Origin of the sequence: Acinetobacter sp. FDAARGOS_515 (assembly GCF_003938865.1) — a bacterium.
GTDB classification, from domain to species: domain Bacteria; phylum Pseudomonadota; class Gammaproteobacteria; order Pseudomonadales; family Moraxellaceae; genus Acinetobacter; species Acinetobacter ursingii.
This window is the reverse complement of record NZ_RKIX01000003.1, coordinates 2358401-2381999: the sequence shown is the minus strand read 5'-3', so window position 1 is coordinate 2381999 and position 23599 is coordinate 2358401. Positions and strand designations below refer to the sequence as shown.

Here is a 23599-nt window from a genome sequence, read left to right as displayed (position 1 = left end):
ATTTCCTGAATGCAGACTTTAGATTCATCTATTTTTGACCTTGCACCGATTCCAATGTGGCTGGAGGATTATAGCGATATAAAAATCCAGTTTGATGCATGGCGCGCTCAGGGGGTCGAAGATTTACACGCATTTTTAAGCGAAGATCTTGATCGGGTACGCCAATGCGCTCATAAAATAAAAATCATCTCGGTCAATCAACAAACACTGGATTTATTTGAAGCAAATTCACAGGAACATTTATGTAGCAATCTGGATCGTATCTTTCAGGAAGATATGTTCAAATCTCATATTTATGAATTAATTGATTTATGGAATGGCAAAACTCATTTTTCGAGTGTAGCAGTCAATTACACACTGTCTGGCAAACGTCTGGACATTCAACTACGTGGGTCAATCCTTCCTGGATACGAACAATCTTTTGAACGGTTACTCATTACCACTGAAGATGTGACCTCTTATCAAAACGCACGTAGATTAGAAGAAAAAAATCGCAGATTGGCTGAAGCAAGATTTGTATATTCACCTGCTTCTCTTTGGGTTGAAGATTTCAGTCGGGTCAAAGTTCGAATTGATCAGTTAAAACAGATTGGAATTGACGATTTTCGAACTTTTTTAGATGTACATCCTGAGTTTGTTAATCAGTGTATTGAGGATATTTTAATCCTCGATGTCAATCAGGCGACACTCGATTTATTTCAAGCCCCTGACAAACAAATCCTGCTCAAAAATATCCATAAAGTTTTTTCAAATGAGATGCTAGGCACCTTCCGCGAGCAGCTGATTGAGCTATGGAAAGGCAATATTCACCATCAACGCGAAGCGGTCAATTATGCGCTAGATGGCAGTATTCGTAATGTGTTGTTGCAGTTTACTGTTTTTCCAGGCTATGAAAAGGATTGGGGGCTGGTTCAAGTTGCTTTAACCGACATCACTGCACGGAAAAAAGCAGAAAATTATCTGGAATATTTGGGCAAACATGATGTACTGACCAAACTATATAATCGTTCGTTCTTTACTGAAGAACTTAATCGTCTGGAACGTAGTATCTTGCGACCTGTTTCCTGTATTTTTCTGGATATGAATGGCTTAAAAGAAGTCAATGATCAACTGGGGCATGACGTGGGCGATGGTTTATTACGTCGTGTTGGCAGTGTATTAACTCAAGCAATTCAAAATACAACCTATACAGCGTCACGTATTGGGGGAGATGAATTTGTCATCCTGATGCCAGGAACAGATGAAACCGCAGTTTTGGTGATGCTACAGACGATTCAGGAACTGTTTAATATTGACAATCAATACTATTCAAGCCAGCCGATTAGTATGTCATTTGGGTCTGCGACCACACTTGAAAATGAAAGTATTGAAGCCATGCTTAAACGCGCCGATCAACAAATGTATCAGCGCAAAAAGCATTTTTATCAGGATAAAGAGGCGAGTTAAAAAAACAGGCAAAGTCCTGTTTTTATCCTTGACGTGCCTTAAAACGTGGATTGGATTTGCAAATCACATACAGCTTGCCACGACGACGAACAATTTGACAATCTGGCGAACGCTTTTTTGCACTTTTAAGAGAAGATAGAACTTGCATAATATAAGACCTATTAATAGATATGTTATAATATAACATTAATCTAAAACATCATCTTGCGTCAAGTCACAATGTTCATAGTCGTAATAAAAAAGCCCTTCATGACTACATGAAGGGCTTTTGATTTAGCGTAAAGAAAATAGCTTAAAATTAGCGTTTTCCCATTGATCTACGCGTACCACGTGGCGGCATCCAAGTACGATCAGCATATTGTTCAGGTTTTGGGCGAACCTGATTATGCACAGCATCTTCGTCATCGCAATCTGCCGCTTGAGGCATTGGAAAAGGTAATTTCACTAAAGCCTTTTTCGCTTTGGGCTTTTGTTCACTCATGATGTTCACTTAAATTTTGGGTGACCTTTAGTTATTTTAAATGATTTTCACCTAAGATGCCGCTAAAAATAACAAAGTAAATGTCTATTCGTTTATTTGAATTACACTCACGTCATGTTTTTTATAAATTTGTTTTGATAATAAAACACGTCTCAACAATTTTGGGCTAAGATAGTATGCTTTTATTTTTTTAATCCCATAAGAAGGAATGCTGCCGTGGACGTACGTCTGTCTGATCGTGTGAATGCCATCAAACCGTCCCCTACTCTTGCTGTTACCAACAAAGCTGCTGAACTTAAAGCAGCAGGTAAAAATGTGATTGGTTTGGGCGCAGGTGAACCAGATTTTGATACCCCGCAACACATCAAAGATGCTGCTATTGAAGCCATTAATAATGGTTTTACTAAATATACAGCGGTTGATGGTACGCCAGGCCTAAAAAAAGCAATCATTGCAAAATTTAAACGCGACAATAATCTTGATTATCAAGCGAACCAGATTTTGGTATCGTGTGGCGGTAAACAATCATTTTTTAACCTTGCATTGGCATTGTTAAATAAAGGTGACGAAGTCATTATCCCTGCACCTTACTGGGTAAGTTATCCAGATATGGTGATTATCGCTGAAGGGACACCTGTGATTGTAAAATGTGGTGAAGACCAACGTTTTAAAATTACGCCAGCACAATTAGAAGCAGCGATTACACCAAATACTCGTTTATTGGTACTAAATAGCCCTTCTAACCCAACAGGTATGATTTATACCAAAGCTGAACTTGAAGCATTGGCTGAAGTTTTGCGCAAACACCCGCAGGTTTATATCGCTTCTGACGATATGTATGAACCAATTCGTTGGGAAGATGAGTTCTACAATATCGCAACTGTTGCTCCAGATTTGTATGACCGCACTATTGTTTTAAATGGTGTATCTAAAGCCTATGCCATGACAGGCTGGCGTATTGGTTATGCCGCAGGTCCAGCAAAGCTCATCGGCGCGATGAAAAAAATTCAGTCTCAATCCACTTCAAACCCGACTTCAATTTCACAAGTTGCTGCTGAAGCTGCATTGAATGGCCCACAAGATGTACTTGAGCCAATGATTGAGGCATTTAAACGCCGCCATGATTTAGTTGTAAATGGCTTAAATGAAATTCATGGTATTAGCTGCTTGCCAGCCGATGGCGCTTTCTATGCTTATGCCAATATTCGTCCACTCATTCGTGCCAAAGGTTTAAAATCTTGCACCGAGTTTTCTGAATGGTTACTTGAAGAGACTGGTGTTGCCGTTGTACCGGGTGATGCTTTTGGTCTGGGTGGCTTTATGCGTATCTCGTATGCAACAGCAGACGAAGTTTTAGTCGATGCTTTAGCGCGTATCAAAAAAGCAGCTGAATCTATCGATGGCATCGATGCTGCAATTGCCTCTATTGAAGCAGAGAAAAAAGCTTAATTTGAAGCTTTAAAATCAACACCCCGCTAGATTGCTCTAGCGGGGTTTTTTATTTGGATATAGCGATTAAATTAATAAATTACTGCCAATTCTGAAGGGTTACTTTTTGATTTTTCCAGATCTACTAAATCAATATTTGCACGATCCAAAATTTGATCGATTACTTGTAACAATAACGAATTTGCATCATGACTAGCTTCATGACTACGCCATGCAACATGATGATCTGGTCGTACCAATACACAACCATTTTCATTTATTTCACGTAAAGTCGCCCAGTCGCCATAAGAATCAAAATATTCAAGCCCCAGTCCAATTTGTTTAACATGTATTTTAAAACCTGTTTGCTGCTCAACGTATTGCACCGCTTGTAGCCAACATGTCCCACCATGCCCTGTTAATAAGGTCATCTGCCCATGTCCACAAATATCTAATGTTGAAAGTTGCTTGCCTTTGGCATCATGTAGCCACGCATGAGGTAATTTTGCTCCTGGGCTTGTCGTGGGCTGATAATATAACTCTGCATCCTGCGTTTTTTTCGGTGTGTTTTTTTCACTGACAATTGACTGACTGGCATAGTATTGACCAAGTTCTACCCCATGACAGTTAAACTGGTAATGCTGTAATTGTACGGCCTGATGCAATTGATCACGGCGCTGTTGCCCTAACTCAGTATCCTTATATAATTCATTTAAGCTATCCCAACCTTCCTGCTCAGACTGCCCCGGTTTGAAACCCAATGCTTGAGAAATCGGCAACATATTTTGAACAGATTGCATGGCACGATTAACGACAGCTTTACCCACAGGTTGACGTTCCTGTGTATAGGATTCAAGTAAACCATGACCTGCCTGACCTTTTAAAACCATTGCCAATTTCCACGACAGATTAAATGCGTCCTGTATTGAAGTATTAGTACCTAAACCATTTGCAGGTGGATGACGATGTACGGCATCTCCCATACAGAACACACGACCTTTAGAATATTGCTCAGCTACAATATGATTGATTTGCCATTTACTGGTGCTTAAAACTTCGATATCAATTTCATCATCACCAATGACTTTTTTGGCACGCGCAATAATCGCCCCATGACTCAAATCAGGTTCACCCTCGGCAGGATCATACATATATAACATGATCCATTCATTCCACGGTTTGACACAAATAAAGGTGCCACTACCTACCCAATAATCGCTGCCTGGCTGAACAATCCAATACAAAACACCCGGTCGATGTTCGCAATATTTGGTGAGATCAGCTTTTAACCAGACATTAACCGCGCAACCCAAACCCATTTCACCTTGTAAATTGAGTCCTAATTTATCAACCACCAGACTACGTGCGCCATCAGCACCAATCATATATTGTGAGCGAACGCTAAGTTTCTGCTGGGTCGTTCGATCTAAAATGGTAGCAGTCACCCCCTGATCATCCTGTACAAAATCAATCAATTCAGTATTAAAACGCGTGAGAGATCCTGCTCGTAATGCTTCATTCGCTAATATCGGTTCTAAAATATGTTGGGGAATATTACACATCTCCGATGGACTGGCTTTTTCATAATCTGACTTACGCTCAATAGCATTACCCCAAGTCAGAAGCCTAGCAATTTCTTGGCCTGAAAAACTGGTTGCCCAAATATTATTGGCCATTAAATCATGTGGTAGCGACAAGGCTTTGACTTGTTCTTCGACCTGAGCATCACGAAAGACTTCTACCGTACGCTGATTGGTAATGTGAGCGCGAGGGCCATTGGCAGTCCAGCTATGTTTATTAATTAATAAACTTTTAATGCCATATCGGGAAAGCAAAAGTGATGAAACCAATCCTGCTGGACCACCACCTACAATTAACACAGGTACTTCAATATCATATTTTTGTGCAGTTGAATGACTCATGATGAAACTCCATTTCACATATTGAGCAATAATTTGGCTTGTGATGATTTAAACGACTTCGTAATTCACCACAAAATCTTCTGGGACATTTGGCCCCCATAAATACAAAGAATCTTCGGGGTCATGATTGGCGGCAGGCCACTCAAAACCTGCCGGGATATAGTCAATATCATAGGAATACTCGCAATAACTTCCCCACGGATCACGGACATAGTAAAAATAGTTTGAACCCAATACGTGTCGACCTACTCCCCAGCCACGATCCCAACCCTCAGCAAGCATTTGCATTGCCCCAAGTCCGACTTCTTCAAGTGAAGCAACGTCCCAGCTACAATGATGAAAGCCTGCTGCTGTAGACTGTGCGAAAGCAACCGTATGATGATCAGCGCCATGTGGCGCATGCATAAACGCGACAATACCTTCTGAATAATCAGACAGATTTAAACCTAGCGTACGATGATAAAAATCAATTGTTCGAGCTAAGTCCGAAGTAAATAATAAAATATGTGATAAACGCTGCGGTCTTACCTGAGTCGTTAAACGTCGATAACTTGCTCCGCGCTCACCCGCATGGGCTTCAGCACAAATCACGGGTTTTTTACTGTCTGGTGTCACTTTAGTCGCAACACGAATATCAATTGCAATGCCGTCTAAATCTTGAAAAGTAAATCCTTGATCATGTTCAGTGATCGTTAGATTTTCTGCCAAGACTCTTTGTTTTAATGCATCAATATCTTGTTGATAAGCACCGAAGCAAACTTGACGTAATACTTTTTTATTCGCTTGACCGATATACGCCCAGATATGATCATCCTGAAAGGTTCTTAAAACTAGACGATCTGCCTGTTGTTCGACCCGTAAACCAAAATCCTGATAAAACTTTTGTGCAACTGCCAAATCTGGAACATCAATATAAAAATGATCAACAGAATGTATTCCAAAAGGTCGTTGTCTATCTGATGTAGTTTTCATTGCAATCCTCTTTAGGTCATCAAAAGTAGTCCTTACTTTCTCTCTGGATTGAAACTGGATAATAAAGAAGCTGAATAAAATGATTTGATTCAGCTCAATTTTTAATTATTTGCTTTCATTGGCAATCGGTGAGCGTAGTATTCCAATTTTCTCGATCTCGACTTCACACACATCACCCTGTTTCATCCATAAAGGTGGCTTGTGACCAAGACCTACACCTGCTGGTGTACCAGAAACAATCAAATCGCCTGGCTCAAGCGTAATAGCTTCACTAATCGTACTAATTAAAGTTTCAATATCAAAAAGCATGTCACTGGTATTGGCTTGTTGCACCACTTTGCCATTTAACCGCGTCGTCAATAACAAACCTTTAGCACCCGCGGGTAACTCATCTGCGGTCATAAATTCTGGCCCAAATGCACCTGTATCATCAAAATTTTTACCGACTGTCCATTGCGGTGCTTTGAATTGATAATCACGAATCGAAGCATCATTAAAAATAGAATATCCAGCGACATAATCGAGTGCATCTTCTTTTGCGATATGACGACCACGTTTACCGATAATCGCAACCAACTCACCTTCATAATCCAGTTGCTCTGAACATAAAGGACGTTTAATCGGTTGCCCATTTGCAATCAGGCTTGAATTAAAGCGAGAAAACAAAGTCGGATAATCAGGCTGTTCATAAGGTGATTCTTTGGTATGGTCGGCATAATTTAAACCCACACAAATAATCTTGGGTGGCTGGCTTAAAGGAGGTAATTGTTCGACCTGATCCAGATTGATTGCATTCCCTTGTTTTAATACTTGCGCAGCGTTTATCAAGGCATCACCACCTTGCTGCAATAATTGTTCAAGATGACCTGGATAGTTTTCCTCTACTTCTGTGAGGCCTTTGAGCTGATCACCTACGCGAATAGCTAATCCTTTTTTTCCTGCCTGCATATAACTTAGAAATCGCATGGCTTTACTCCCTGTATGTATCGCTTAAAAAGTGTGCATACATTTAATATAATCTAAAAATATATTTTTTCAATTAAAAAATATATTTTTTTATAAAATATTTATATTTCATTCTGTTTTGCGTATACTTTCAATCATGAGATAAAAGTTAGCCATAAAAAGATGACTTCAAAAACGTTAAGCCAAACTGAAATTGCCTATCGATCAATTCGTGATGACATTCTTTCGTGCAAATTGGCACCGGGCTCTAAACTCAAAATCAATGAACTTTGTGAAAAATATGCGGCCTCTTTAGGTGCAGTCCGTGAGGCACTCTCGCGCTTGTGTTCTGAGGAGTTAATTATTTCTGAGGCACAAAAAGGCTTTCGAGTCTCACCAATTTCAACCAAAGACCTACAGGATTTGGCGAATACCCGTATCCATATTGAAAGTTTGTGTCTTGAGCAAGCAATTACCAAAGGTGATTTGTCTTGGGAAGCCAATATCCTCGCAAGTTTACATCGCTTAAATCACTTACCTGAACGTCAAGCCAATGCGCCTGAACTTACTGATAATCTCTGGGAAGAAGCACACAATGCCTTTCATAATGCACTGATCGCTTCGTGTGATAGTTACTGGTTACAGCATATTCGTAAAATATTGAGTGTCCAAAATGAACGCTATCGTAGACTTTCTGCTGTACTTGATCAGCACGATCGCGATTTAAAACTGGAACATCAAAATATTGCCAATGCTGTGCTTGAGCGCGATACAGCAATGGCTCAACAACAAATCAAAGATCATATATTAACCACCACCAAAATCGTTCTGCGCAATTTTGATTTTTCTATTGCGGAGCTTTAACTAGCAAAGCTCCATAGAAAATATCTCAACCCATTAACTATAACGTTTAGGTCGTTCCAGACTTAAATAATGACAATAATAAGGCAAGGTTTGATCTAGGGTAATTTGTTTAATCTGTTGTTCTTCTGTACTCCAAGCCAGCGCAGAAGTTTTGGCAAATAAACCTTTACGCTCGATTGCAAAAAGAAATAAAGAGTTGTACCAGCATTCGCTCAATTGCGTCCATAGTCCATGATTGACATCATTTAGAACTTTTACCTGATGCTCAGTCCATTTATCCCCAAACCATAATTGCAACAAATCACCTAGGTAGATTTTTTCTTCACTCACGATAGAAAAATGAATGTGAGCATCTTCTACAGACTGATAATACAAAGCGGGATCACGCACAATATCCAGATATTGAGCTTGATAAAATTTAAATTGAGAGAAGATATCTTGAATATGAAGAATTGGCATAATACTGCCCTCCGATTTAGCCATTTAGTGCTGGCAAGTTGGGTTAAATCCACACAGTTTGAATGTCCATTCAAACACTCTTACGCTGTCAAACATAGCAATCTACAACTCAAAGCACAAGTATTTTTATGTCCGATATAGTATTTGTTCAAATAAACATCATACACACGGAAAATGAAAGAAACATGACAGATTGGACTTGACCGTATTTAAAATCCCCTTATAATCGCTTTCAGATTCTCCCATAGCTCAGTCGGTAGAGCGACGGACTGTTAATCCGCAGGTCCCTGGTTCGAGCCCAGGTGGGAGAGCCAAATACAAAAAAGCCCGCAGCATTAAAGCGGGTTTTTTTATGCCTGAAATTTATGATTTAAGTCTTCACTATTATTCTATTTTCTTGATTCCATCAATATAGCATAAAATTTAAAGTATAAAAAAAGCCCGCATTACGCGAGCTTTCTTAAATTGATATGGATTACAAGCTGTAGTACATATCAAATTCAACTGGATGAGTCGTAGTATTTAAACGACGTACATCTTCAGTTTTAAGTTCGATATAAGCATCCAACATTTCTTTCGTGAACACGCCACCTTTGAGAAGGAATTCGTGGTCATTTTGAAGTGCTTCAAGCGCCATATCTAGGCTGTGAGCCACTGTTGGGATTTTTGCTTCTTCTTCAGGAGGAAGATCATACAAGTTTTTGTCAGCCGCTTCGCCCGGATGGATTTTGTTTTGAATACCATCAATACCCGCCATCAACAATGCTGCAAAGCCCAAGTACGGATTCATCATTGGATCTGGGAAACGAGCTTCGATACGCTTGCCTTTCGGGCTAGACACGTAAGGAATACGAATAGACGCTGAACGGTTACGTGCAGAGTAAGCAAGCATAATTGGTGCTTCGAAGTGAGGAACCAAACGCTTATAAGAGTTTGTAGATGGGTTTGTAATTGCATTCAATGCACGAGCGTGCTTGATGACACCACCGATGAAGTAAAGTGCCATTTCTGACAAACCAGCATATTCATCACCAGCAAACAAGTTCTTGCCATCTTTAGAGATCGACATGTGAACATGCATACCAGAACCATTATCACCTACCATTGGTTTAGGCATAAAGGTTGCTGTTTTTGCATATTGATGAGCAACGTTCCAAACTGCATATTTGAATTGTTGTACTTCATCAGCTTTGCGAACAAGTGTATTAAAGCTCACACCAATTTCTAACTGGCAAGATGCAACTTCATGGTGGTGTACTTCTACACGACCTGGCCCCATGATGTCTTCAATTTTTGCACACATTTCTGCACGCATATCTTGTGAAGAATCCACTGGTGGAACTGGGAAATAACCACCTTTAACACGTGGACGGTGACCTGAGTTACCAGATTCATAGTCTTTACCAGTCGACCATGCAGCTTCTTCAGCGATCAATGTATGACGAGCGCCAGACATGTCGATGTCCCATTTCACTTCGTCAAATACAAAGAATTCTGGTTCTGGACCAAAGAATGCTGTATCACCAATACCAGTTGATTTTAAATATTCTTCTGCACGACGAGCGATCGAGCGTGGATCACGTTCATAGCCTTGACCAGTTGAAGGCTCAATAACGTCACAAGTTACAACCACTGTAGGTTCAGCAAAGAACGGGTCGATAAAACCAGTTTCTGCATCCGGACGTAAAATCATGTCAGAAGCTTCAATGCCTTTCCAACCTGCAATTGAAGAACCGTCGAACATTTTACCGTCTTCAAATGTATCTTCATCAATTGAATCTGCTGGATAAGTAACGTGTTGCTCTTTACCTTTAGTATCCGTAAAGCGAAAATCGACCCATTTAGCGCCACTTTCTTTGATGAGTTCGAGGACCTTGTTCGCCATGCTCTGTATGCTCCAATGAAGTATTATTGCACTTGTGAAGTGCGTGTTAGTCGTTGGCTGTTATAAAGCAATTCCCATACCAACTTTTTGAGACTATTCTAATTTATTGAATTCTTTAGCAGAATATTAAAAAAGACCTGTTTATCCCATTGCTATTATACTGCTTGCAATTTTAATTGCACCATATTCAAACATTTTCATTTTAGCGCAATTTAACTGTTAAATTTATGAACCATATTGGTGCGTTTTCATTTTTTTGTCTTAATGCGGTGCATAACTTTGAAATTAAAATATCCTCATCATTCTTATTTTGTTTAAAATGAACAAATTGTTTGCACTGGTAATGTTAGATGAAACCCATGACTGCCAATTTTCTTGGATTTTCTTCCATTTTGATTTGGGCGAGTATCGTGGGTGGTGTCAAACTGGTGACCGAGCAATTAACCCCTATGCTTGGTATTGCACTACTTTATAGCGTCAGTGCATTCAGTATTGTGTTATCCAACCCCAAAGCCTTAAAAATAGCATTACCACCAAAATATTTAATCTATTGCGGCAGTTTTTTTGTTCTTTATGAAATTTTGTTTTTAACTTCAATTGGTCTATCTCATACACATGAAGAAGCTTTGATCTTGGCGATGATTAACTATTTATGGCCAAGTTTGACTTTATTGTTTGCTTATCTGTATCGACAGCTTTCTTTTCAGCTCCCTGCATTTTTAGGCATCGCTATTTCTGTCTTAGGGTTAGGGATAGTCATTAACCCTCAACTTTTTCATTTGTCTTTATTTTTAGATACTATTTCTAAAAATCCTGTCGCCTATTTATTGGCTTTTATCGCGGCAATTTTATGGTCGTTATATTGTGTGCTGACTCGAAAATTAGCACAGGGTCATAATGGCGTCCCTTTATTTTTTTGTTTTACGGCTATCGCATTGTGGATTTTATTTTTTATGACACATCAGCAGTGGCAAATGCCTTCTTTAAAACTGTGGCTTGTGATCATTGTCATGGGAACCTTAATTGGGATTGCCTATAAAAACTGGAATCAAAGCTTACAATTTGGACAGATTCAATTGTTATTATTGGCGACTTATTTTACCCCTGTTCTATCAAGTATATTTGCCAGTGTATTGCTACGAACAGTTCCAGAAGGGACGTTTTGGATTGGAACGTGTTTAGTGAGTTTCGGCGCTATCGTATGTTGGAAATTTAGTCGAGATATTGAGAATTAAATTTTACCCACCTATTTTTATAAGCGAGAATAATAAAAAGCCCTGTCGATGGACAGGGCTTTCATTCAAAACAGCGGATAACTGTTTGATGTGTGCAGCTTAAACAAGCTTACTGTTAAATTGCTTGCCAAGGCATTTGGTACACGGAGGTAAACGATCAGTACCAATTTCTAAATAAACGCGATGTCCGCATTGAATACAAAAATAGAAGCCTGTTCCAGGTTTTTCGCCAGCAGTAACCATTTTTGCTCTCCATAGATTTTAGAAATGGTATATATATTATAACTTGATAAGATTGGTGAATGATTGACATTTCTGACGAGTGGTGGTGGCGGAAAGGTGAAAAGTAAGATACGACAAGAGACATATCTAATGATCAAATACGAAAAGTTCGACAGGATGTCGGACTTTTTTATATTCATAAAATTTCGCTAAATGACAATAATTTTTCAGTTCAAAGAAAGCTTGCTTGTCATATGCCATTTAGGCAAGCCAAGCTATCAAATTACTTGCCAAAGCATTCCAAATATAAGAATAAGGTATCACTACCAATTCATAAGTAACCACACTATCTAGTATTAAATTCAAGAATACAAATTTGTAGATAGGCTAATACCATTAAATCATAATTTCTTTCAAAAAACAGCAAAAAAAAAAATAAATAAAGAATAATTAAGAAAATAATTAAATATATAAATATATAAATAACAATAACTTAAATTTATTTTAAAAATACTCTCTCTTAAATAAAATAAAACTCTCTTTACTTTCTCTTTTTATAAACTTAATATAGGAATAATAAAGCTTATAGGCAGAGAAAATGAAAAAAACAAGTTACTATCCAAGAGCATCTTTTGAGAGCAGTTTGGAACTTGCCAATGCAGTTTCTGACTTAGGTGGAAGTTGTACAAGTGAAATGGCCGCTGAAAAACTTGGAAAAAAAGTTAGTGGGGCTTTTTCAGCAATTATTAGTGCTGCCGTTGCATTTGGTTTATTGATAAATAATCGGGGCCAGCTAGATATTACAAATTTATTTAAAAATTATAAACTTGCATACACTCCAGAAGAAGAAATCAGAGAGCTTAGAACAGCTTTTCTTACACCACAACTATTTATAGAAATTGTAGAAAGATTTAATAATAAATCACTACCCCTAAGCCATTTTGAAAAGTTACTAATTAAAGAATTCAATATACCCGACAATTACAGCTCAAGAGTAGAGAGATACTTTATTGATGGAGCGAAAAAGTGTGAGATTCTTAGTGATGATGGATTTATCAATTATAGAGGTCTTCAGGAAGATAACTTTCTTGAAGAACCAATAATAAGTGATAAGGAAAGTCCTTCAACTGCTCCAGCATTATCTCCACCAACATATGAGCAGCAAAAAACATTGGAATGGAACAAAGAAAACCAGAATTACTCTATATTAATTACGGGACCAAAAGAGGTGGTCCCACATGTTTGAACAACTAAAAGCTTATTTATAAGTGATACTCTGCTCTAGTTAAGCTACCTTATTTTGTTGTGGTAGCTGGTCATAGTAAAACTCATCTGGAGTCATTTTGTCCAGACTCGAATGAGGTCGTTTCAAATTATAAAATTCAAAATATGCGTTTAATTGCTTCTTCGCATCCAAAACATTGCTGTAGGCTTTGAGATACACCTCTTCATATTTAACGCTCCGCCATAATCGTTCAACCATCACATTATCAACCCATCGACCTTTACCATCCATACTGATTTGAATGCCATTTGATTTCAATACATCAATAAATGCATCACTGGTAAACTGACTGCCTTGGTCTGTATTAAATATTTCAGGTCGACCATATTTTTCAATAGCTTCATTTAATGTTTCTATGCAAAATGTAACCTCCATACTAATCGATACTCTATGCGCAAGTACCTTGCGGCTATGCCAATCAATCACAGCACATAAATAAACAAAGCCTTTTGCCATAGGGATATACGTTATATCCGTAGACCACACTTGATTACTGCGCTGAATAGCCAATCCTTTGAGCAGATATGGATATTTGCGGTGAGCTTGATTAGCCTGGCTTAAATTTGGTTTGCAATATAACGCATTAATGCCCATTTTCTTCATTAAAGTACGTGTATGACGTCGTCCTATATGATGTCCTTGACGATTCAACAAATCACGCATCATCCGGCTACCTGCAAAAGGGTATTGCATATGTAACTCATCCATACACCGCATTAGCTTCAGATCTGATGCACTCACAGGTTTTGGGCGATAGTAATAACAACCACGGGAGACTTTCAGCAGCTGAGCTTGCTTAGATACTGAAATCTGAAGTGAGTCATCGATTAACTTTTGTGGTTGAAGCGGCCCAGTTTCTTCAACACACCTTCTAAAAAATCAATTTCTAATGCCTGCTCACCGATTTTTGCATGTAGTTTTTTTAGATCGATGGGTGGTTCTGTTGGAGCTTTTGATTGATCGAAAGCTTGCGAGGAAGCTGAAATCAGTTGATTTTTCCAGTCGATAATTTGGTTTTGATGAACATCAAATTCAGCACTCAATTCAGCAAGTGTTTTTTCTGCTTTAATCGCAGCAAGTGCTACCTTAGCTTTAAAATCATTTGAATGATTTCTTCTTGGTCTACGTGCCATAAAATACTCCATATATTGATGTTTATAACATCATTTGGGGAGCAAAATATCACTTATAAGTGTTGTTCAAATTTCCTGATCCACCTCTAAATACCAATGTAAACTTAGTAATTAATGACGAAGATGATTTGGCTATTATTGATATTACATTAAAGAAGATAAAGAGGATGCTAATTGAGAAATTAAATAAATCTGAAGAATAGACTTTATGTAATAAGTACCTATGTCTGCAAACATAGGTACTTAGCAAAACAATCTTCCATGGGTGTATCGAGTTATCCAACGGAGGGTCAGACTTATAAATACACATAGGAAAGTAAGCATTTTTATTGTGTAAAAAAAATAAGCTGATGTCAAGGAACTCGAAATGGAGTTCAGAATGAAACATCAACCACCATTTCCTGCGCCTGCAGGTTATCGCTGGGTATTCTGTAAGAGCTTTAAACATTGGCGTTCAGGTAAAGATGTCTATCCTAAAACAGCTGAATGTTTTTGCTTTTTAGTTCGAACGTAAAAAATAGCCAATAGTTCACAAGTGAGCTATTGGCTCTCTTAAATATTACGCCACTTGACCTTCTAAAAAGTCTTGCGCAAAACGCTGTAATACACCACCCGCTTCATATACAGACACTTCTTCTTCTGTATCTAAACGACAGGTCACAGGCACTTCAACAATCTCTTCCTTACCATCCGCTGTGGCACGTTCAATCACCAAAGTTAAAGTCGAACGCGGTGCAATATTACCAATCACGCTATACAGCTCAGTACCATCTAGCTTTAAGGTCTTACGATTTACACCAGCTTTAAACTCAAGCGGTAACACGCCCATACCGACTAAGTTGGTACGGTGAATACGTTCAAAACCTTCGGCAACAATCGCTTCAACACCTGCAAGACGTACACCTTTGGCAGCCCAGTCACGGCTTGAACCCTGACCATAATCCGCACCCGCGACAATGATCAACGGTTGCTTACGGTTCATGTAGGTTTCAATCGCTTCCCACATACGCATCACTTCGCCTTCTGGCTCTACACGCGCTTTTGAACCTTGTTTAATAGTGCCGTCTGAACGAACCACCATTTCATTAAACAATTTCGGGTTGGCAAATGTTGCACGTTGTGCAGTCAAATGATCGCCACGGTGCGTTGCGTATGAATTGAAGTCTTCTTCAGGTACGCCCATTTTATGTAGATATTCACCCGCAGCCGAATCCATCATAATCGCATTGGAAGGCGATAAATGGTCAGTGGTGATGTTATCCCCCAAGATCGCAAGCGGACGCATATTAGTTAAAGTGCGTGGAGCAGCTAATGCACCTTCCCAATACGGCGGACGGCGGATGTAAGTACTTTGCGGACGCCAATCATATAGTGGACTTTCCGCTTCTTCCGTTACACCCAAATCAAACATTGGAATATAGACTTTACGGAATTGTTCAGGCTTCACCGCTTCTTTGACCAGCGCATCAATTTCTGCATCGGATGGCCAAATGTCTTTCAGGTAAATTGGATGACCATTTTTGTCTGTACCCAGTGCATCTTTTTCGATGTCAAAACGAATCGTTCCTGCGATTGCATAGGCCACAACCAACGGTGGAGATGCCAAGAACGCTTGTTTTGCATATGGATGGATACGACCATCGAAGTTACGGTTGCCTGAAAGCACTGCCGTTGCGTATAAGTCACGGTCAATGATTTCTTGTTGAATCACGGGATCAAGTGCACCTGACATCCCATTACAGGTAGTACATGCATAAGCCACGATACCAAACCCAAGCTTCTCAAGATCACCTAATACGCCTGCTTCTTCAAGATACAGTGCAGCCGCTTTTGAACCTGGGGCAAATGATGATTTCACCCAAGGTTTACGTACCAAGCCCAATTCATTAGCTTTACGTGCCAATAGACCTGCCGCAACCGTATTACGTGGGTTAGAGGTATTGGTACAAGAGGTAATCGCAGCAATAATCACGGCACCATCAGGAATTAAACCTTCTGCTTCTTGTGCCTTGGCAAGATCCAAATTCCCTGCAATGCCTTTTGCTTTCAAGTCAGCCGTAGACACACGTGCATGCGGATTTGAGGGGCCTGCGATGTTACGAGTCACCGTTGAAAGGTCAAAACGAAGTACACGTGGGTACTCAGCTTTGGTCATATCAGATGCCCAAAGACCAATTTCTTTGGCATATTGTTCAACCAAAGCCACTTGTGCATCTTCACGACCTGTCAGACGTAAATAATCAATCGTGTTCTGGTCAATGTAGAACATTGCCGCAGTTGCGCCATATTCTGGGGTCATGTTCGAGATGGTGGCACGGTCGCCCACAGACATGCTGTCAGCACCTTCACCAAAGAACTCTAAATAGGCACCGACGACACGCTCTTTACGCAAGAACTCAGTCAATGCCAACACGATATCCGTTGCAGTAATGCCTGCTTGACGCTGACCGACAAACTCAACCCCGATGATGTCTGGCAGACGCATCCAAGATGCGCGACCGAGCATCACGTTTTCAGCTTCCAAACCACCGACACCGACTGAAATTACGCCAAGCGCATCGGTATGTGGGGTATGTGAATCAGTACCGACACAGGTATCAGGGAACGCTAGACCATCACGGTTTTGAATCACTGGAGACATTTTCTCCAAGTTGATCTGATGCATGATGCCGTTGCCCGCTGGGATCACGTCGACATTTTTAAATGCAGTCTTGGTCCACTCAATAAAGTGGAAACGGTCTTCGTTACGGCGATCTTCAATTGCACGGTTTTTCTCAAACGCGTCAGGATCAAAGCCACCGAATTCTACTGCCAAAGAGTGATCAACAATCAACTGGGTTGGCACCACAGGATTGACCTTGGAAGGATCACCACCTTTGTCTGCAATCGCATCACGCAAACCTGCAAGATCCACCAGTGCGGTTTGACCCAAAATGTCGTGACACACCACGCGCGCAGGATACCAAGGAAAATCCAAGTCCTGACGGCGTTCGATCAATTGCTTTAAATAATCAGTTAAGTTTTCTGCATCAGCTTTACGTACAAGCTGCTCTGCCAGTACTTTCGAGGTGTATGGCAAAGTTTCATATGCGCCTGGCTGAATATCTTCAACGGCTTGACGCACGTCATAGTATTCGAGCTGGGTATTGCCATTCTGATTTGGCAGCGGTTTACGGTATTGATTTGTCATTAACCACGCTCCGCCAATGGTTTGAATTCTAAGTTTTCAGGGCCAGTGTAGTTCGCGCTTGGGCGAATGATCTTACCATCTTGACGTTGTTCAATCACATGTGCTGACCAACCTGCGGTACGTGCAATCACGAATAATGGGGTAAACATTGCGGTTGGAACACCCATCAAGTGATAGCTCACCGCACTGAACCAATCGAGGTTCGGGAACATATTTTTCACTTCTTTCATCACCGCTTCTAAACGTTCAGCGATTAGATACATCTTGTTGTTCTCTTGCGCTTCGGCAAGATCACACGCCACTTTCTTGATCACTTCATTACGTGGGTCAGAAACAGTGTAAACAGGGTGACCAAAACCAATCACCACTTCTTTTTTCTCAACACGACTACGGATGTCTGCTTCTGCTTCATCAGCATTGTCATAACGTTGTTGAATCACGAATGCAACTTCGTTCGCGCCACCATGTTTAGGTCCACGCAGCGCACCGATACCGCCAGTAATGGCTGAATACATATCTGAACCTGTACCTGCAACCACACGTGAAGTAAAGGTTGATGCGTTGAATTCATGCTCTGCATACAAAATCAAAGACGTATGCATGGCTTGAATCCATTCTTCAGATGGCGCTTCACCATGAAGTAAATGCAAGAAATGTGCAGAGATTGAATCATCATTGGTTTCAACTTCGATACGACGACCGTTGTTGCTAAAGTGATACCAGTACAACAACATTGAGCCCAAGCTTGCCATTAATTTATCAGCGATGTCTTTCGCGCCCGCTTCGTTATGGTCTTCATGTTCTGGGGTTAGGCAACCTAAAACTGAAACACCTGTACGCATCACATCCATAGGGTGTGCAGATGGTGGTAATTGTTCAAGCGCCGTTTTGAGTGCTGCGGGCAAACCACGAAGTGCTTTTAATTTTGCTTTATACGCTTTAAGTTCGGCTTTGTTCGGAAGTTTACCGTGTACTAATAGGTGTGCGACTTCTTCAAATTCGCTACCGACTGCAAGGTCGAGAATGTCATAACCACGGTAGTGTAAGTCGTTGCCGCTGCGGCCTACGGTACAGAGTGCAGTGTTGCCTGCCACTTGTCCGCTGAGTGCAACTGATTTTTTTGGTTTGAAGCCTGTGGTTGTTTCATTACTGCTCATAAGATTGTCCTTTTTATATCCTTAGGTTAAAACTTATAAAGTTCTTAATCTCCCTAAATCCCTCTTTCCAAAGAGGGACTTCCCACCAACCCTAGATCATCCAAGATTTAAGTGATTCCCCTCTTTTTCAAAGATGAGGAACGCGGTTCCGCAAGGGGGAGATTGTTTGACTTATTTATTCTTCGCAAAAGTTCCATCAAGATATTGTTCAAACGCATGGTAATTAATGCGCTCATATAACTCCTGACGCGTTTGCATGGTATCGACCACATTCTTTTGCGTGCCTTCCTGACGCAAAGTCACATACACATTCTCAGCCGCCTTATTCATGGCACGGAATGCTGAAAGTGGGTACAACGCAATGCTCACATCAGCAGAAGCGAGTTCTTCAGTGGTGAATAATGGCGTAGAACCAAACTCGGTAATGTTTGCTAAAACAGGCACTTTCGTGGCATTGGCAAACTGCTTATACATCGCCAATTCAGTGATGGCTTCAGGGAATAGCATATCTGCACCCGCTTCAATATATGCACCCGCACGGTCAATGGCGGCCTGTAGGCCTTCAACTGCAAGTGCATCAGTACGCGCCATAATCACGAAGTTTTCATCAGTACGCGCATCAACCGCAGCCTTGATACGATCGACCATTTCCTGTTGCGTCACGATGGCTTTATTTGGACGATGACCACATCGTTTTGCGCCCACTTGATCTTCGATATGCATCGCTGCCGCACCGAACTTAATCATCGACTTGGTGGTACGCGCGATATTAAAAGCAGAAGCACCAAAACCTGTATCGACATCGACCAATAATGGCAAATCACAGACATCGGTAATACGACGAACATCGGTTAGAACATCATCAAGGTTACTGATCCCCAAATCAGGTAAACCCAATGAACCTGCTGCAACCCCCCCACCAGACAAATAAATGGCTTTGTAGCCTGCACGTTGTGCCAATAAAGCATGGTTAGCATTAATTGCACCCACAACCTGTAGTGGATGCTCAGTGGCAACTGCTTCTCTAAACTTTTGCCCTGCGGATAATACTGACATGAATTTGTTACTCCTTGTCTTTATAACTGATCTATAACATCGGGTTAAATAAAATGTTTTTGGATATTGCGATAAGATGAAGCGATATGACGGCACATCAGAAGCTCTGCCAGTTCAGCATCGCCATCTGCGATCGCATCTAATATGCGAATGTGTTCAGATAGCGCTTTGTGTGGACGATTTGGCGTTTTGGAATATTGCACCCGATACATACGAATCAAATGATAAAGCTCATCACACAGCATTTTTTCAAGAGTTTTATTACCGCAGTTTTTGATGATGCAATAATGAAAATCATCCTGACCTTCTTGTAAGTAATAACCTTTACCTTCTTTAAAGTTTGGATCTTGCGCATGCAAGTGCAACACTTCACGCAAATTTAAAATTTGCTGTTTATCGATACTCTGTGCAGCTAAACGACAAGCCAAACCTTCTAAAGTTTCACGAATTTGATATAGCTCGAAAAGCTGTTGATGTGACAACGACACGACTCTCGCACCGACATGCGCAGTACGTTCAACCAGCTTTTGCCCTTCAAGACGATGAATCGCCTCACGTAATGGCCCACGGCTAATCCCATAAACGCGAGCAAGCTCAGGCTCAGAAATTTTAGTACCTGGGGCAATATCACCACTGACAATTGCGGTTTGAATCTTTCTAAATATCTGATCGGTGAGCGTGATTGAGTTTAGCTCTTTAATCGGTTGAGTTATTTCAGTTGTCACGACATTGTCAACAATTAATATTTAATAAGTCAAAAATAAAGGTTTAATTGGTTAAAATCAACAATATTGTCAACAATTATACTTTTGTATGATAACTATAAAAATGAAAAAACAAAGGATATAAAAATAAATATTTTAAATTTCAGTCAGTTAATTATAGATTAAACAATAAATGTATTTTTGCTTAGCCTAATACTCAAGACCATGAGAAAACATTTTCATAAGATTGTTATGCTCAAAAAGACAATTGTTTGTATCTTCTTTGGTTAAAGCCATTTTAAAGACATCGTGCATGCCGAATAAAGCAGCATAAGTTTATGTTTTGATGATAAATAAATCATTTAAATGTTGTTTTCAGTTTTTATCCTTGACCTGTACATAAGATGTGCCTAGAATGCGCATCAGATTCTCCAATAGCTCAGTCGGTAGAGCGACGGACTGTTAATCCGCAGGTCCCTGGTTCGAGCCCAGGTTGGAGAGCCAAAACTAATCTCCCATAGCTCAGTCGGTAGAGCGACGGACTGTTAATCCGCAGGTCCCTGGTTCGAGCCCAGGTGGGAGAGCCAAGATTCAAAAAAAGCCTACATATTTAATGTAGGCTTTTTTTATTGTCATGGCTGGATGTCTATTTGTGAGAAGTAAATAAAACAGCGAGGATTGCCCCTGCTGCTTTAAGCGTATAGATCATTTAAGCTACATAGCGATCTGGACGATGATTAAGTGCCAATATCAAATTAAGGATGATTGCACCTAAAATAGAAATAGCCAGTAATGTCCAACTGACGAACGCAACTGATGCCAGTAAAATACTAATATCCAAACCCATTTGAACTTTGCCTGCTGGAACTCCATAACGCTCTTGAATAAATAAAACCAGCAAATTAAAACCACCCAGACTTGAACGATGTCTAAATAAAATCAGAAAACCCAAGCCCATTAACACATTGGCTAAAACCGTGGCATACAATGGAGTTAAGCCATCAACATGAATAAAATAAGGATGTAATTCTGTTAACACAGAAAGTAGCGCGACCGCCACGAAAGTTTTGATCACCATGGGCATACCTAAGCGTTTGTATGCCAAATAATAAAATGGAATATTGATCAAGAAAAAAACCAGACCAAATTTTAGTCCTGTCGCATAATGAATCAATAAAGATAAACCTGCTGTCCCACCTGTCAGTGTTCCCGCCTGCTGCATCAACATCATGCCAAATGAGATAATAAAGGTCGCAATAATCATCGCAAGACCATCTTCAATATAAGTATGTGGTCGAGTTTTGATCTCAGCATTGAGATTTAGATCAGCAGTCAGATTAGTCATGTGATTGATCCAGATTCATCATTTGATAATTTTCTTTGATACGCTCAAGAACAATAGAGGTATGACAATTACTTACCCCAATTTTTAGCGTAGTCAGTTTATTAATCAGTTGACTCATTTCATTTAAATCGCGCACCATCACTTTTAATAAATAATCAAAATTACCCGTCAGTTTATAAACTTCACGAATCATGTTCTCATGTTGTACAAAATCCAGAAACCTGTTCAAAACATCATCACTATATTGAAGTAACTTGATTTCAATCATTCCCATGATCGGCTGTAACTCAGCCTCAGGATGCAACTGGGCATAATAGCCCTGAATCATGCCATTTTGCTCAAGCGCGATACGACGACGGGAACACTGTGAAGTTGATAAACCAATGATTTCAGCCAATTCCTGATTGCTTAATCGACCATTACATTGCAAATGCTGCAAGATTTTAAAATCATATTCATCAAGTGAATCATTCATATCAGGTCTTTACCCAATTGAAATTTATTGTGTTTTCAATTAAATTCAACATCAGTTGAATGAAAACCACAATAAATGAGTTGATACTATAATTAAGCAGCAATAATAAGCGTTTGCACCGATAAAACGCAATTAAATTGCACCTAAAATAATAAAATACAATAAAAATTCAAATTTAATCTTAAAACGCAAAAATATTGTATAACACTTGCAAATTATCATAAACAGATTCGAATTAATATTAGACGTCTTTTATAAGTCCGAGTCAGGTATTATGGCAACAACATGGCGTTGCATTTCAAACGCTAATCTAAGAATCATGAAAGAAGTCTATTGTTTTGATTAAATAAAAAAATCTGAAAATAAAGCTAAGCAACTAGTATCTGACTATTTTTAAATCAGTTAAACTTTTTTTAATAATTTCAGCTTATTAAGGCTTGACCGAAAATCGATTGCCTTTTAGAATCCTACTCCAGATTCTCCCATAGCTCAGTCGGTAGAGCGACGGACTGTTAATCCGCAGGTCCCTGGTTCGAGCCCAGGTGGGAGAGCCAAATTTTTAACCCACTCTATTTAGAGTGGGTTTTCTTTTGAGTATAGGCAAAGTGTGTTGAGTTCATCTCAAATATTCTTTTTAAGTTTAGGCTGTATATCCAGTCTATTGCTTCTAATTGCTTGCTTTAAATCATTTTTATTTTCCAGGCAACAATTTTTTGCTCGCGCTCCAATCACGCCTTTTGAATCAAAAATGTTTCATCGGTTGAAACATGCTTTTCCCAATCATCATGTTCTGGCTCAAGTCGCTTTTAGTGCTTTGATTACCAGTAATCACTATAAAATTAGACGTAAATTTAATCGAAAAGTCACAGATTTTGTCATTTTAAATGATGCGCTTGAAGTGATCGCGGTCATAGAACTCGACGACCCCAGTCATTTGGAAAAAGTAGAAGAAGATCGAGTGCGCGACAAGATGTTTAAAGAAGCTGGATACCATGTATTACGCTACACAGAAATTCCTAATATTCGTCAATTACATAAAGACATTTTGTAATCATTCAGATTTTAAGCTGATAAAACTGTGTTTTACTCAGCATCAGACTGATTATATTTTTTGGCGATTTCTGCGCGTTGTTGCTGATATTGACGTTGATTTTCTGCATCGCTTTTTGCTGCCCAAAAAGCCATTCCAATAAGAAAAAATAGAAAAAATAATCCCAATCCCATAAAAAATAATGCTTTACGATGATGAGCTTCTAACATTTAACTACTCTTATCTGGATAATAAACTGCACCACTATAGCAAAAATCATGATTAAATAATGTGAAAGTCCAATCTATTTTTAATTTTTTCCCATAAAAAACCTCGATAAATCGAGGTCTTTTTATACTTAAAGT

General features: G+C 39.6%; 23 protein-coding genes and 4 tRNA genes. 11 read left to right on the top strand and 16 right to left on the bottom strand.

All coding sequences use genetic code 11. The features are described from left to right. Positions 1–9 precede the first annotated feature (9 nt). Positions 10–1446 (top strand): diguanylate cyclase domain-containing protein, encoded by a 1437-nt coding sequence (locus EGS47_RS13120; protein WP_004986989.1) that lies wholly within the window; start codon positions 10–12, stop codon positions 1444–1446. Positions 1447–1468: 22 nt separating this feature from the next. Here EGS47_RS13120 and ykgO read toward each other — a convergent pair whose 3' ends face one another. Together ykgO and EGS47_RS13110 are read right to left on the bottom strand one after the other, a co-directional pair. Next, positions 1469–1594: a type B 50S ribosomal protein L36 gene (ykgO, locus tag EGS47_RS13115; RefSeq protein ID WP_010588981.1), complete on the bottom strand. Its 126-nt coding sequence runs from the start codon at positions 1592–1594 to the stop codon at positions 1469–1471. 150 nt (positions 1595–1744) lie between these two features. Further along, positions 1745–1927: a hypothetical protein gene (locus tag EGS47_RS13110; protein ID WP_004986994.1), complete on the bottom strand. Its 183-nt coding sequence runs from the start codon at positions 1925–1927 to the stop codon at positions 1745–1747. 216 nt (positions 1928–2143) lie between these two features. Between EGS47_RS13110 and EGS47_RS13105 the strand changes: the two genes are divergently transcribed. Continuing rightward, a complete protein-coding gene (locus EGS47_RS13105; protein ID WP_034699926.1) occupies positions 2144–3376 on the top strand; it encodes a pyridoxal phosphate-dependent aminotransferase in 1233 nt (410 codons plus the stop codon). 71 nt (positions 3377–3447) lie between these two features. Here the strand turns inward: EGS47_RS13105 and EGS47_RS13100 are convergent, their stop codons facing one another. The 3 genes from EGS47_RS13100 to EGS47_RS13090 form a co-directional block, all read right to left on the bottom strand. Then, positions 3448–5277: an FAD-dependent monooxygenase gene (locus EGS47_RS13100; protein ID WP_005004970.1), complete on the bottom strand. Its 1830-nt coding sequence runs from the start codon at positions 5275–5277 to the stop codon at positions 3448–3450. A 48-nt stretch (positions 5278–5325) separates the two neighbouring features. After that, positions 5326–6249, bottom strand: a complete 924-nt coding sequence (locus EGS47_RS13095; RefSeq protein WP_005004972.1) for a VOC family protein — start codon at positions 6247–6249, stop codon at positions 5326–5328. Positions 6250–6354: 105 nt separating this feature from the next. Continuing rightward, positions 6355–7215: a fumarylacetoacetate hydrolase family protein gene (locus tag EGS47_RS13090; RefSeq protein ID WP_005004974.1), complete on the bottom strand. Its 861-nt coding sequence runs from the start codon at positions 7213–7215 to the stop codon at positions 6355–6357. Between the two features lie 162 nt (positions 7216–7377). Here EGS47_RS13090 and EGS47_RS13085 point away from each other — a divergent pair, with 162 nt between their 5' ends. Beyond that, positions 7378–8058, top strand: a complete 681-nt coding sequence (locus EGS47_RS13085; protein WP_005004976.1) for a GntR family transcriptional regulator — start codon at positions 7378–7380, stop codon at positions 8056–8058. A 33-nt stretch (positions 8059–8091) separates the two neighbouring features. Here EGS47_RS13085 and EGS47_RS13080 read toward each other — a convergent pair whose 3' ends face one another. After that, positions 8092–8517, bottom strand: coding sequence for a hypothetical protein (locus EGS47_RS13080; protein ID WP_005004977.1), 426 nt, complete (start codon positions 8515–8517; stop codon positions 8092–8094). Positions 8518–8755: 238 nt separating this feature from the next. Here EGS47_RS13080 and EGS47_RS13075 point away from each other — a divergent pair. Further along, positions 8756–8831 (top strand) — tRNA-Asn (locus tag EGS47_RS13075). A 161-nt stretch (positions 8832–8992) separates the two neighbouring features. Here the strand turns inward: EGS47_RS13075 and glnA are convergent. Further along, complete coding sequence (glnA, locus tag EGS47_RS13070; RefSeq protein ID WP_004987001.1) at positions 8993–10402, bottom strand: type I glutamate--ammonia ligase; 1410 nt, start codon at positions 10400–10402, stop codon at positions 8993–8995. 359 nt (positions 10403–10761) lie between these two features. Between glnA and yddG the strand changes: the two genes are divergently transcribed. Then, positions 10762–11637, top strand: coding sequence for an aromatic amino acid DMT transporter YddG (gene yddG / locus EGS47_RS13065; RefSeq protein WP_005004979.1), 876 nt, complete (start codon positions 10762–10764; stop codon positions 11635–11637). A 99-nt stretch (positions 11638–11736) separates the two neighbouring features. On the opposite strand, the gene EGS47_RS13060 is transcribed toward yddG, so the two are convergent. Next, positions 11737–11880, bottom strand: coding sequence for a zinc ribbon-containing protein (locus tag EGS47_RS13060; protein WP_005004981.1), 144 nt, complete (start codon positions 11878–11880; stop codon positions 11737–11739). Positions 11881–12457: 577 nt separating this feature from the next. On the opposite strand from EGS47_RS13060, the gene EGS47_RS13055 reads away from it, so the two are divergent. Continuing rightward, entirely contained in the window at positions 12458–13105 is a 648-nt protein-coding gene (locus EGS47_RS13055) for a hypothetical protein (protein ID WP_125269724.1), read from the top strand. Positions 13106–13144: 39 nt separating this feature from the next. On the opposite strand, the gene EGS47_RS13050 is transcribed toward EGS47_RS13055, so the two are convergent. Continuing rightward, a protein-coding gene (locus tag EGS47_RS13050) for an IS3 family transposase (protein ID WP_223235881.1) occupies positions 13145–14277 on the bottom strand; the annotation gives its coding sequence in 2 pieces (ribosomal slippage) (positions 13145–14025 and positions 14025–14277; 1134 coding nt in all). 379 nt (positions 14278–14656) lie between these two features. Between EGS47_RS13050 and EGS47_RS18795 the strand changes: the two genes are divergently transcribed. Beyond that, a complete protein-coding gene (locus EGS47_RS18795; RefSeq protein WP_005004985.1) occupies positions 14657–14791 on the top strand; it encodes a hypothetical protein in 135 nt (44 codons plus the stop codon). 45 nt (positions 14792–14836) lie between these two features. Here EGS47_RS18795 and acnD read toward each other — a convergent pair whose 3' ends face one another. The 4 genes from acnD to EGS47_RS13030 form a co-directional block, all read right to left on the bottom strand. After that, positions 14837–17467 carry a Fe/S-dependent 2-methylisocitrate dehydratase AcnD gene (gene acnD, locus EGS47_RS13045; protein ID WP_125269723.1) on the bottom strand — a complete coding sequence of 877 codons (2631 nt, stop codon included), beginning with the start codon at positions 17465–17467 and terminating at the stop codon, positions 14837–14839. Further along, positions 17467–18624, bottom strand: coding sequence for a bifunctional 2-methylcitrate synthase/citrate synthase (gene prpC / locus EGS47_RS13040; RefSeq protein ID WP_125269722.1), 1158 nt, complete (start codon positions 18622–18624; stop codon positions 17467–17469). Before prpC ends, acnD begins: the two co-directional genes overlap by 1 nt. Before the next feature lie 171 nt (positions 18625–18795). Then, positions 18796–19680: a methylisocitrate lyase gene (gene prpB / locus EGS47_RS13035; RefSeq protein ID WP_125269721.1), complete on the bottom strand. Its 885-nt coding sequence runs from the start codon at positions 19678–19680 to the stop codon at positions 18796–18798. Positions 19681–19724: 44 nt separating this feature from the next. Further along, positions 19725–20405: a GntR family transcriptional regulator gene (locus EGS47_RS13030; protein WP_004987017.1), complete on the bottom strand. Its 681-nt coding sequence runs from the start codon at positions 20403–20405 to the stop codon at positions 19725–19727. 407 nt (positions 20406–20812) lie between these two features. Between EGS47_RS13030 and EGS47_RS13025 the strand changes: the two genes are divergently transcribed. Then, a tRNA-Asn gene (locus EGS47_RS13025) sits at positions 20813–20888 on the top strand. A gap of 7 nt (positions 20889–20895) precedes the next feature. Beyond that, positions 20896–20971: transfer RNA gene (locus EGS47_RS13020), tRNA-Asn, on the top strand. Positions 20972–21093: 122 nt separating this feature from the next. On the opposite strand, the gene EGS47_RS13015 is transcribed toward EGS47_RS13020, so the two are convergent. Together EGS47_RS13015 and EGS47_RS13010 are read right to left on the bottom strand one after the other, a co-directional pair. Continuing rightward, positions 21094–21729: a YitT family protein gene (locus tag EGS47_RS13015; RefSeq protein ID WP_004987018.1), complete on the bottom strand. Its 636-nt coding sequence runs from the start codon at positions 21727–21729 to the stop codon at positions 21094–21096. Then, on the bottom strand, positions 21722–22204 hold the full coding sequence (locus EGS47_RS13010) for an Lrp/AsnC family transcriptional regulator (protein WP_004998658.1): 483 nt from the start codon (positions 22202–22204) through the stop codon (positions 21722–21724). The genes EGS47_RS13015 and EGS47_RS13010 overlap by 8 nt, the downstream gene beginning before the upstream one ends. A gap of 478 nt (positions 22205–22682) precedes the next feature. On the opposite strand from EGS47_RS13010, the gene EGS47_RS13005 reads away from it, so the two are divergent. Together EGS47_RS13005 and EGS47_RS13000 are read left to right on the top strand one after the other, a co-directional pair. Beyond that, positions 22683–22758, top strand: a tRNA-Asn gene (locus EGS47_RS13005). A 53-nt stretch (positions 22759–22811) separates the two neighbouring features. After that, entirely contained in the window at positions 22812–23255 is a 444-nt protein-coding gene (locus EGS47_RS13000; RefSeq protein ID WP_119686209.1) for a DUF2726 domain-containing protein, read from the top strand. A gap of 32 nt (positions 23256–23287) precedes the next feature. On the opposite strand, the gene EGS47_RS18440 is transcribed toward EGS47_RS13000, so the two are convergent. Continuing rightward, positions 23288–23464 carry a hypothetical protein gene (locus EGS47_RS18440; RefSeq protein ID WP_162897677.1) on the bottom strand — a complete coding sequence of 59 codons (177 nt, stop codon included), beginning with the start codon at positions 23462–23464 and terminating at the stop codon, positions 23288–23290. Positions 23465–23599 lie beyond the last annotated feature (135 nt).

Bases quoted from the DNA above. Each gene is read 5' to 3' on its own strand.
- EGS47_RS13120 (WP_004986989.1), top strand. From the start codon at position 10: ATGCAGACTTTAGATTCATCTATTTTTGACCTTGCACCGATTCCAATG.
- ykgO (WP_010588981.1), bottom strand. From the start codon at position 1,594: ATGCAAGTTCTATCTTCTCTTAAAAGTGCAAAAAAGCGTTCGCCAGAT.
- EGS47_RS13110 (WP_004986994.1), bottom strand. From the start codon at position 1,927: ATGAGTGAACAAAAGCCCAAAGCGAAAAAGGCTTTAGTGAAATTACCT.
- EGS47_RS13100 (WP_005004970.1), bottom strand. From the start codon at position 5,277: ATGAGTCATTCAACTGCACAAAAATATGATATTGAAGTACCTGTGTTA.
- EGS47_RS13095 (WP_005004972.1), bottom strand. From the start codon at position 6,249: ATGAAAACTACATCAGATAGACAACGACCTTTTGGAATACATTCTGTT.
- EGS47_RS13090 (WP_005004974.1), bottom strand. From the start codon at position 7,215: ATGCGATTTCTAAGTTATATGCAGGCAGGAAAAAAAGGATTAGCTATT.
- EGS47_RS13085 (WP_005004976.1), top strand. From the start codon at position 7,378: ATGACTTCAAAAACGTTAAGCCAAACTGAAATTGCCTATCGATCAATT.
- EGS47_RS13080 (WP_005004977.1), bottom strand. From the start codon at position 8,517: ATGCCAATTCTTCATATTCAAGATATCTTCTCTCAATTTAAATTTTAT.
- glnA (WP_004987001.1), bottom strand. From the start codon at position 10,402: ATGGCGAACAAGGTCCTCGAACTCATCAAAGAAAGTGGCGCTAAATGG.
- yddG (WP_005004979.1), top strand. From the start codon at position 10,762: ATGACTGCCAATTTTCTTGGATTTTCTTCCATTTTGATTTGGGCGAGT.
- EGS47_RS13060 (WP_005004981.1), bottom strand. From the start codon at position 11,880: ATGGTTACTGCTGGCGAAAAACCTGGAACAGGCTTCTATTTTTGTATT.
- EGS47_RS13055 (WP_125269724.1), top strand. From the start codon at position 12,458: ATGAAAAAAACAAGTTACTATCCAAGAGCATCTTTTGAGAGCAGTTTG.
- EGS47_RS18795 (WP_005004985.1), top strand. From the start codon at position 14,657: ATGAAACATCAACCACCATTTCCTGCGCCTGCAGGTTATCGCTGGGTA.
- acnD (WP_125269723.1), bottom strand. From the start codon at position 17,467: ATGACAAATCAATACCGTAAACCGCTGCCAAATCAGAATGGCAATACC.
- prpC (WP_125269722.1), bottom strand. From the start codon at position 18,624: ATGAGCAGTAATGAAACAACCACAGGCTTCAAACCAAAAAAATCAGTT.
- prpB (WP_125269721.1), bottom strand. From the start codon at position 19,680: ATGTCAGTATTATCCGCAGGGCAAAAGTTTAGAGAAGCAGTTGCCACT.
- EGS47_RS13015 (WP_004987018.1), bottom strand. From the start codon at position 21,729: ATGACTAATCTGACTGCTGATCTAAATCTCAATGCTGAGATCAAAACT.
- EGS47_RS13010 (WP_004998658.1), bottom strand. From the start codon at position 22,204: ATGAATGATTCACTTGATGAATATGATTTTAAAATCTTGCAGCATTTG.
- EGS47_RS18440 (WP_162897677.1), bottom strand. From the start codon at position 23,464: ATGTTAGAAGCTCATCATCGTAAAGCATTATTTTTTATGGGATTGGGA.